Origin of the sequence: Streptomyces sp. NPDC046985 (assembly GCF_040644415.1) — a bacterium.
Taxonomy (GTDB): Bacteria; Actinomycetota; Actinomycetes; order Streptomycetales; family Streptomycetaceae; genus Streptomyces.
In genome coordinates, this window is sequence record NZ_JBEYWK010000044.1 from 1 (window position 1) to 7616 (window position 7616).

At 71.9% G+C, this 7616-nt stretch carries 9 protein-coding genes; 5 read left to right on the plus strand and 4 right to left on the minus strand.

The window, feature by feature from the left end; all coding sequences use genetic code 11:
- The 4 genes from ABZ861_RS31345 to ABZ861_RS31360 form a co-directional block, all read left to right on the plus strand.
- On the plus strand, window positions 1–273 hold a 273-nt coding region (locus ABZ861_RS31345), incomplete at its 5' end, for a hypothetical protein (protein WP_361637396.1).
- The gene (locus ABZ861_RS31350; RefSeq protein ID WP_361637399.1) at window positions 257–466 is read left to right on the plus strand and encodes a ferredoxin; all 210 of its coding nucleotides are present in this window, start codon (window positions 257–259) and stop codon (window positions 464–466) included. The genes ABZ861_RS31345 and ABZ861_RS31350, both read left to right, overlap by 17 nt.
- On the plus strand, window positions 456–1829 hold the full coding sequence (locus tag ABZ861_RS31355) for an FAD/NAD(P)-binding oxidoreductase (RefSeq protein WP_361637402.1): 1374 nt from the start codon (window positions 456–458) through the stop codon (window positions 1827–1829). Before ABZ861_RS31350 ends, ABZ861_RS31355 begins: the two co-directional genes overlap by 11 nt.
- A gap of 31 nt (window positions 1830–1860) precedes the next feature.
- Window positions 1861–3057 carry a cytochrome P450 gene (locus tag ABZ861_RS31360; RefSeq protein WP_361637405.1) on the plus strand — a complete coding sequence of 399 codons (1197 nt, stop codon included), beginning with the start codon at window positions 1861–1863 and terminating at the stop codon, window positions 3055–3057.
- 28 nt (window positions 3058–3085) lie between these two features.
- Here the strand turns inward: ABZ861_RS31360 and ABZ861_RS31365 are convergent, their stop codons facing one another.
- The 4 genes from ABZ861_RS31365 to ABZ861_RS31380 form a co-directional block, all read right to left on the minus strand.
- Window positions 3086–4486 (minus strand): cytosine permease, encoded by a 1401-nt coding sequence (locus ABZ861_RS31365; RefSeq protein ID WP_361637419.1) that lies wholly within the window; start codon window positions 4484–4486, stop codon window positions 3086–3088.
- A gap of 65 nt (window positions 4487–4551) precedes the next feature.
- Window positions 4552–4698, minus strand: coding sequence for a hypothetical protein (locus tag ABZ861_RS31370; RefSeq protein WP_361637408.1), 147 nt, complete (start codon window positions 4696–4698; stop codon window positions 4552–4554).
- Between the two features lie 115 nt (window positions 4699–4813).
- Complete coding sequence (locus ABZ861_RS31375) at window positions 4814–5206, minus strand: signal peptidase I (protein ID WP_361637411.1); 393 nt, start codon at window positions 5204–5206, stop codon at window positions 4814–4816.
- A gap of 31 nt (window positions 5207–5237) precedes the next feature.
- A complete protein-coding gene (locus tag ABZ861_RS31380) occupies window positions 5238–6443 on the minus strand; it encodes a glycosyltransferase (protein WP_361637413.1) in 1206 nt (401 codons plus the stop codon).
- Between the two features lie 213 nt (window positions 6444–6656).
- Between ABZ861_RS31380 and ABZ861_RS31385 the strand changes: the two genes are divergently transcribed.
- Complete coding sequence (locus ABZ861_RS31385) at window positions 6657–7346, plus strand: hypothetical protein (RefSeq protein WP_361637416.1); 690 nt, start codon at window positions 6657–6659, stop codon at window positions 7344–7346.
- The last annotated feature ends 270 nt before the right edge of the window (window positions 7347–7616 follow it).

The window sequence follows — 7616 nt, forward strand, 5'->3', positions numbered from 1 at the left end:
CTGCTGGCCGAGCTGCTGGAGAACGCGACGTCGTTCTCCTCGCCGCAGACGAAGGTCAAGGTCACCGGTCACGCTCTGCCGCCCGCGGCGCCGCGCCCGGCTGCCCGCGCGGGAAGGCAGCCACGGCGGTACTTTGGTCTGGACTACCTGCTCGTCCACTACCGCCCCCCTTTCCGCGCCGTCGCCCACCGGGCGCGGACCATCCGTCTCCGGCGGAACGCCAGGAGGGCGCCGGGTGACGGAAGGAGCGGTGGGAATGCAGATCGTCGTTGATCTCACGCGCTGTCAGGGCTACGCGCAATGCGTGTTCCTCGCGCCCGAGGTGTTCCAGTTGCACGGGGACGAGGCGCTGCTGTACTCCCCGTCCGTGCCCGACGACCAACTGCCGCGCGTACGCCAGGCCGCGGCCTCCTGCCCGGTGCAGGCCATCCTCCTCGGCGAACAGGTGAGAGCCGATGCCGAGTGACCCGCACGACGGCCGCATCGTGATCATCGGGGCCTCGCTCGCCGGGCTGAGAGCTGCGGAGACGCTGCGCGAGGAGGGCTTCACCGGCTCGCTCACCATTGTGGGCGACGAGCCCCACGCCCCCTACGACCGCCCGCCGCTGGCGAAGCAGGTCCTGATCGGCGGCGTGCCCGCGGACAGCACGGCGCTGCCGATGCGCCGCGACCCGGACGCGGACTGGCGGCTCGGGGTCGCCGCCACCGGCCTGGACCTCGCCGGGAAGAAGGTGCGACTGGCCGACGGCGACGTGCTGCCGTACGACCGGCTGCTGATCGCCACCGGGACCCGCGCCCGCCCCTGGGTCGACCCGGAACAGGCGCTGCTGGACGGTGTGTTCACCCTGCGCACCTGCGACGAGGCCGGGGCGCTGGCGCAGCGCCTGGCCGACGGGCCGCGCCGGGTCCTGGTGATGGGGGCCGGTTTCACCGGCTCGGAGATCGCCTCGGCGTGCCGGGAGCGGGGGCTGGACGTCACGGTCGTCGAACGCGGCACCGCGCCGCTGGTGGGCGCGCTCGGCGGAACGCTGTCGAAACTCGCCGCCCTCATGCACCGCGGGCACGGCGTGGACCTGCGCTGCGGTGTGACGGTCACCGCCCTGCGCGGCGACGGCGACGGCCGGTTCGTCGGGGCGGACCTGTCCGACGGCGCCCATGTCGAGGCGGACCTGTGCGTGGTGGCCCTCGGAGCGGTCCGCAACGTCGAGTGGCTGGCGGAGTCGGGGCTGGCGGCCGGCCCGCGCGGCGTCGCCTGCGACGCCGGGTGCCGGGCCTTCAACATGTACGGCATCGTCACCGACGACGTCTTCACGGCCGGCGACGTCTCCCGCTTCCCGCACCCGCTGTTCGGGTATCAGTTCCTGTCCCTCGAGCACTGGGGCAACGCGGTCGCCCAAGCCGAGGTGGCCGCCCACAACATGGTCAGCCCGGGGCCCCGGCAGCGCCCGCATCTCATCATGCCGACCTTCTGGTCGGCCCAGTTCGGGCACAACATCAAGTCGGTGGGCGTGCCCACTTATTCCGACCACATCGTCATCGCCCAGGGCTCGCTGGAGGCGGGCCGCCTGACGGTGGCCTACGGCTACCACGGACGGATCACCGCCGCGGTCACCGTCGACATGGCCAAGTCGCTCGACTACTACGGGCGTCTGATCGAGACCGCGGCCGCGTTCCCCCCGCCGCCCGGCGCCTCGGACCGGGCGCTCACCGCCGACGTCACGATCCCCTCCGACGTGCCGGACCCGAGGGAGGTGTCCCACGAACCCGTCGTGGCGCTCACCGGTCACCTGCCCGATCGCCGGCTGATGGTGGTGCGGCCGACCGGCTGACCTACGCACCGCCCTACCCCGAGGAGTCGTCATGGCCTCCGACACCCTCCTGGCACGCATCGCCGACTACGCCAACCGCCCCGACCCCTACCCGCTCTACGCCGAACTGCGGGAGGCCGGACCGGTGGTGCCCCAGGCGGACGGCAGCTTCCTCGTCGGCGACTTCCACCAGCTCGCCGCGCTGCTGCACGACCCCCGGATCAGCGCCGACGAGCGCAACCTCGACGCCGACTCGCCGTCGCTCGAACCGCACCCGACGTTCCTGCGGCTCGACGACCCCGCACACCACCGGCTGCGCGACCTGGCCATGCGACCGTTCGGCCCGCCGCACAGCCCCGACCGGGTCGACTCCATGCGCGGCGAGATCGCACGGCTCACCCGGGAGCTGATCGACGACTTCCCGGCGGACCGGCCCGTCGACGTCGTCGACGACTTCGCCTACCCGTTGCCCGTCACGGTGATCTGCCGCCTGCTCGGCGTGCCGCGCGAGGACGAGCCGCGGTTCCGGGAGTGGTCCGAAGCACAGGTGACCGCCGTCGACATCCGGCCGGGGGAGGAGTCGGCCGAGCGGTTCCGGGCCGGCCGACAGGCGCGCCAGGAGACGCGGGAGTACCTGCTCGGCCTCGCCGAACAGCGCCGCGGCCACCCGACCGACGACATGCTCTCCGCCTACATCAACGAGCCGGACCCCGCGATGCGGCTCACCCCCGAGGAAATCGGGGTGACCGCCACGCTGCTGCTCATCGCGGGACACGAGACCACGGTCAACCTGATCGCCAACGGGGCGCTCACGCTGCTGCGCCACCCCGAGCACATCGACCGGCTGCGCGCCGAACCCGACATGCTCCCGCGGGCAGTCGAGGAACTTCTGCGCTACGAGCCGCCGGTGCAGATGCGGCTGCGCACCCCGCTCGTCGACGTCGAGGTCGCCGGCAGCATGATCCCCCAAGGCGCCCCGCTCTACCTGGTGCTGGCCTCCGGCAACCGTGACCCGCGGCGGTTCGGCGACCCGGACCGCTTCGACCCCGACCGCCCGGACAACGAGCACCTGGGCTTCGGCAGCGGCGTCCATCTGTGCTACGGCGCTCCGCTCGCCCGCGTCGAGGCCGAGACCGCGCTCGGCGCGCTGCTCCCCCTCCTCGCCTCCGCGCAGTGGGCGCAGGAGACTCCCCCCTACCGGCAGAACGCCATGCTGCGCGGCCCCCGCCACCTGATGGTCCACTGGTGAGGCGGTGAGGCAGCCGCGGCGTACGCGGTCACGGTCGCGATGACGCCAGGGGCTCCGTGCCGGCGATCGTCTCCTGCGGCACGTGCGCGGTGTCGCGCCTCGCCAGCAGCCAGTAGAGCGTGGCCGGCACGACGAGTCCGACGATCCAGGACACGTCCGCGCCGCCGAGCGGCGCCACGAGCGGACCGGTGTAGAACGACGTGGCCAGGAAGGGGAGTTGGGCGAGGACGCCGACCCCGTAGACGATGAGCGCGTCCGCGCGCCAGGCGCCGTAGCGGCCGTGCGGGTCGGAGAGGGCGGGGATGTCGTAGCGCTCGCGGGAGATCAGGTAGTAGTCGACGAGGTTGACGGCCGACCAGGGCGTGAAGAACGTCAGCAGGAACAGCAGGAAGTCCTTGAAGGACGTGAGGAAGCTGTCCTTGCCGGCCAGGGCCACCGCCGTGCCGATCACCATGATGACGGCGATGTACCCGGCCCGGCCGCGCGGCGACAGCGTCCGCTGTCCGCGGAAGCCGCTGATCCCCGTCACCATGGACATGAAGCCGCCATAGGTGTTCAGGACGTTGATGGTGAGCTTGCCGAGCGCGATGACGAAGTACAGGAACGACGCGGCCAGCCCGGCGCCGCCGAGCGAGACGACGTAACCGACCTGGTCGTCGAGGAACTTCTCCCCGGCGCTCGCCGCCACCAGCACGCCGAACGTCATGGACCACTGCGAGCCGAGCGCCGAACCGGACAGCGTCCACCAGAACGTCGCCCGGGTGCTGGTCGTGCGCGGCAGGTAGCGCGAGTAGTCGGCGACGTAGGGTCCGAAGGCGAGCTGCCAGGACGCGGACAGCGACATGGCCAGCAGGAACATCGGCAGGGAGAAGTGCGCGTCGCCGAGCAGCGCGCCCAGGTCGACGCGGTCGAGCAGCCGGACGCCCAGATAGACGAAGGCGAGTGCGCAGACGACGCTGGCGACGCGGCCCAGGATGTGGATGACGCGGTAGCCGACGGCGGCCACGACGGCGGTGACCGCGGCGAAGACCACGATGCCGGTGGTGTCGCCGGTGTGGGCGAGCCGGGCGGTGGCCTGCCCGGCGAGCACGCTGCCGCTCGCGAAGAACCCGATGTACATCAGGATCACCAGAAGCAGCGGTACGACGGCGCCCCGGACGCCGAACTGGGCCCGTGACTGGATCATCTGGGGCAGTCCGAGCTTCGGACCCTGTGCGGAGTGCAGCGCCATGACGGCGCCGCCCAGCACGTTGCCGGCGACGAGCCCTACGAGCGACCAGACGACGTCGCCGCCGAAGACGACGGCGAGGGCGCCGGTGACGACCGCGGTGATCTGGAGGTTGGCGCCGAGCCAGAGCGTGAACTGGCTGACCGCCCGACCGTGCCGCTCACCGTCCGGAACCGCGTCGATGGAGTGCCGCTCGACCATGCCGTCGGCTGGACCGGGGCCGCCCGTCGTGCCCGCGTTCGTGTGGTCGGTACGGCCTGTTCCGGTCATTCTCCGCCTCCCGCGCGCTGCTCCCGCCCGAACTGCATATCACCATGCAGACTCTGTTCCGCTGAATGGTTTGTCAATACCTCGCTGATCGCCTCGCTGATCGCCTCGCTGATCGCCTCGCTGATCGTCGCGTGCGTGCGCACGGTCGCGGAGTCCGTCCGAACCATCCGGCCGAGCGGCCCGCCATGAGGGCGGTCTGAGCCAAGGCTGAAAACCCTCACCTGGGACCCTCGCCTAGGTCACCTCACTTGGGATCCCTCACCCGTGCGGATCCGCCCGTTCCGCCTCCGCGGTCGCGACGTACCCCGTCACCGAAGGCCATCGCACGGTCAGCACGACGGAGTCCTCCTCCGCGACCCAGGAGTGGTCCACTCCCCGTCCCCACACGACGTAGTCGCCCTGCTCCGCGAGCAGCACCTCACGACCGGGGAACTCCATGCGGAAGCGGCCCGAGACGAGAACGAGGAGAGCCGTCCGCACCTCGCCCGTCACCCACCGCGCCCGTCGTTCACCCCGTGGGTGGACCCCCCACTTGATCTCGACGGCGTCGCTGTGGCGAGGATCGCCGGGCGCCTTGAAGTGCCCGAGCAGCCATCCCCGGTCCAGCGCCGCGTCCCGGCCCGCGCGACCCACGTACACGCTGTCTTCCATGCGCCCGCACGCTAGCAGTGGCCGCGCCCGCTCAGCGCAGGCTGTCGACCAGCAGCTTCGCCGCCACCGCGGCGCCATCGGTGCGGATCTCGTCGCCCAGGGCCTTCGCTCGCGCCCGGGTCGCGGGCGCCAGCGCCGTCTTCAACGCGACGCTCAGGGACTCGGCGCCCGGCGCCGGACCGTCCAGTGCCGCACCGATGTCCAACGCGGCCACCCGGCCCGCCCAGTACGGGTTGTCCGACACCTGACCGGCCACCACCACTTGGGGCACGCCGGCACGGGCGGCCGTCGCCGTCGTGCCCGCGCCGCCGTGGTGGACCACGGCGGCCACCCTGCCGAACAGGCGCTGCTGGTTGACCTCGCCGAGGGCGAAGCAGTCGTCCCGGTCGTCGATCAGGCCCAGGTCCGCCCACCCGCGGGAGACGAGCGCGCGCTGCCCCTGGGCCCGGAGCGCCTCGATGACCCCGCGGGCGACGTCCTGCGCCGGGCGCGCGCTGCCGAAGCCCACGTAGACCGGCGGCGCGCCCGCGTCCAGGAAAGTCAACAGATCTTCCGGGAGCGGCCGTTCGTCCGGAAGACTCCACGTGCCCGTCTGCGTCACGTCGAGGCCCGGCGTCTTAGGCCACGGCCCGAGGACCGGATCCGCGGCCAGCCACGGCCGGTCGGTCAGGACATGGTCGCGGACGTCGTCCACCGGCGGCAGACCGAGCGATGTCCGGTGGCCGTTGAGGGCCTCGGCGAACTGCGCGTTCACGTTGCGGGCGTCCAGCTCCCACCGCGTCCGGTTGTCAGTCGTCTCCGGCTCCGGCCAGCCCGGCCGAGGCGGCGGCGCGTGATGCGGCGACGGCAGGTGGACCGCGGCGTAACTCGCGTACACGTAGCGGACGCCCGCGGCCTCGGCCACGGACCGCGCCGCGATCTGGGCCAGCCCGGCGGCCACCAGCGCGTCACATCCGTCGAGCGCCGCCGGATAGATCCCGAACTGTGTGTCGAGCAACGCGGTCCGGTACCGCGCCAGCTCCGCCGCCGACGGCATGGCCGTGCCGCGCGCCACGTCCCGCACCGGCGGCCCGACGGGAACCGGGTCCACCCCGAGACCGGCCAGCCGTCGCGCGAACTCGTCGTCCGGCGGGACGCACATCCGCACCTCCACACCGAGCTCCCGCAACCGCACCGCGAGTGCTGCCAGCGGTTCGACATCGCCACGTGTGCCGTAGGTGGACAGCAACACCCGCATTCCGCGCCCTCTTTCGTCCGCACGCCCGGTGGTCGCCGGTCGTCCGATGCGTCAACTCGGTAGCCTGAAACCCCACTTCCTACCACGGCGAATGCCGGCGTCCTTATCCTGACGGCCGTCCAGCGGTTACGGTGGGCTGCGCCCGCCGGACGGGGCGCATGAGGTTCGCGACGGTCAAGTCAACCTGAGAGCTGCTGAATGCATGGTTCCTCGGTGTTCCCCCCTGATGTCTCGGTCATCCTGCCCTGCGCCGGGTTCGGGACGCGCTTCAGCGCCCCCTACCCGAAGGAGTTGCACTGCCTGGGACCTGGGGTCACCGTGCTGGACCGCAGTCTGGAGGCGGTGGTCGAACTGACCAAGAGCGGACTCACCGTGCGTCTGGTCGTCGTGTTCGGGGCGCACAAGCTGGAGACGGTGCGCTATCTGGAGCGCTACGCCGAGACTTTCCAGATGGTCTTCGTCTACCAGAACGAGTCGTATGAGCCGGGCCTCGACGGAGCGGTCCGCTCGGCTCTGCCGATGACCGAGGGACCGGTGGCCCTGGTCCTGCCTGACATCGTTGTCTCCGGTGTGGACAGCGCCGGCAGTCTCCTCGCCGCGGTGCGGCACACGGAGGCGGCCGGATGGAGCGTCGTGGCGGCCGAGGAACGGGATCCCGGCGTACTGCGGCAGATGGGCGCGCTGGCCGTGGTCGACACGGACGGCTTCCGGACCGTGCGGGCGGCTGCCGACAAGCCGGCGGATCCTTCGGGCTACAACGCGTTCTGGGGCATGATCGCGGCCGCCGAGACCGAGGCGCACAGACTGCCCGACGTGGTGGCGGAGGGCACGGCCAGCCCACTCCCCGGCGCGGTCGCCCTCATGGTGGAGGGAATCGTCAACTACAACACCCCGGCGGGCTGACCCGCCGGGGCGAGCGGGGGTGGGCTCGACCTGGCATGCGCTTGACCGGGCGTACGCGTAACGTGGCGGGAACCGGCTGGAGGCGCGGTGAGCGTCTCCGGGTGACACGTGGGCGAGGCGGGCTCGTCCCGCCGGGTGCGGGGCGAGGTCGGCCGTCAGACCACTTCCACCATCGACCCGGAGGAGTCAGCCATGAGCACGGTGACCACGTCCGACGGCACCGAGATCTTCTACGTCGACTGGGGCCCCCGCGACGCCCAGCCGCTCGTC